This is a genomic window from Streptomyces sp. NPDC060209 (assembly GCF_042728155.1).
Taxonomy (GTDB): Bacteria; Actinomycetota; Actinomycetes; order Streptomycetales; family Streptomycetaceae; genus Streptomyces.
The window spans coordinates 1-1,152 of record NZ_JBHWZS010000587.1 but is presented as its reverse complement, the minus strand read 5'-3'; the positions used below and the strand labels follow the sequence as shown (position 1 = coordinate 1,152).

The 1,152-nt window shown below is 51.8% G+C and carries 1 rRNA gene; it reads right to left on the bottom strand.

The features are described 5' to 3' along the window. A 23S ribosomal RNA gene (locus ACFWFI_RS42740) occupies positions 1-1,152 on the bottom strand; the annotation flags it as partial.

Genomic DNA, 1,152 nt, shown 5'->3' with positions numbered 1-1,152 from the left:
CGGGCACCTCTCACCTCGATAGAGGCTTTTCTTGGCAGTGTGAAATCAGGAACTTCGCTACTATATTTCGCTCGCCATCACAGCTCAGCCTTATGGGAAACGGATTTGCCTATTTCCCAGCCTAACTGCTTGGACGCGGATATCCAATACCGCGCTTACCCTATCCTCCTGCGTCCCCCCATTGCTCAAACGGTGAAGAGGTGGTACAGGAATATCAACCTGTTGTCCATCGCCTACGCCTTTCGGCCTCGGCTTAGGTCCCGACTAACCCTGAGCGGACGAGCCTTCCTCAGGAAACCTTAGGCATTCGGTGGAAGGGATTCTCACCCTTCTTTCGCTACTCATACCGGCATTCTCACTTCTAAGCGCTCCACCAGTCCTTACGGTCTGACTTCACAGCCCTTAGAACGCTCCCCTACCACTGATACCATTCGGTATCAATCCGCAGCTTCGGTGGTGTATTTAGCCCCGGTACATTTTCGGCGCAGAGTCACTCGACTAGTGAGCTATTACGCACTCTTTAAATGATGGCTGCTTCTAAGCCAACATCCTGGTTGTCTGTGCAACGCCACATCCTTTTCCACTTAACGATTACTTTGGGACCTTAGCTGGTGGTCTGGGCTGTTTCCCTTTTGACTACGGATCTTATCACTCGCAGTCTGACTCCTAAGGATAAGTCATTGGCATTCGGAGTTTGACTGAATTCGGTAATCCGATGAGGACCCCTAGTCCAATCAGTGCTCTACCTCCAAGACTCTTACACTTAAGGCTAGCCCTAAAGCTATTTCGGGGAGAACCAGCTATCTCCAGGTTCGATTGGAATTTCTCCGCTACCCACACCTCATCCCCGCACTTTTCAACGTGCGTGGGTTCGGGCCCCCATTCAGTGTTACCTGAACTTCACCCTGGACATGGGTAGATCACCTGGTTTCGGGTCTACGACCACGTACTCAACGCCCTATTCAGACTCGCTTTCGCTGCGGCTCCACATTTGCAGCTTAACCTTGCACGGGATCGTAACTCGCCGGTTCATTCTACAAAAGGCACGCCATCACCCGTTAACGGGCTCTGACTACTTGTAAGCACACGGTTTCAGGATCTCTTTCACTCCCCTTCCGGGGTGCTTTTCACCTTTCCCTCACGGTACTGGTT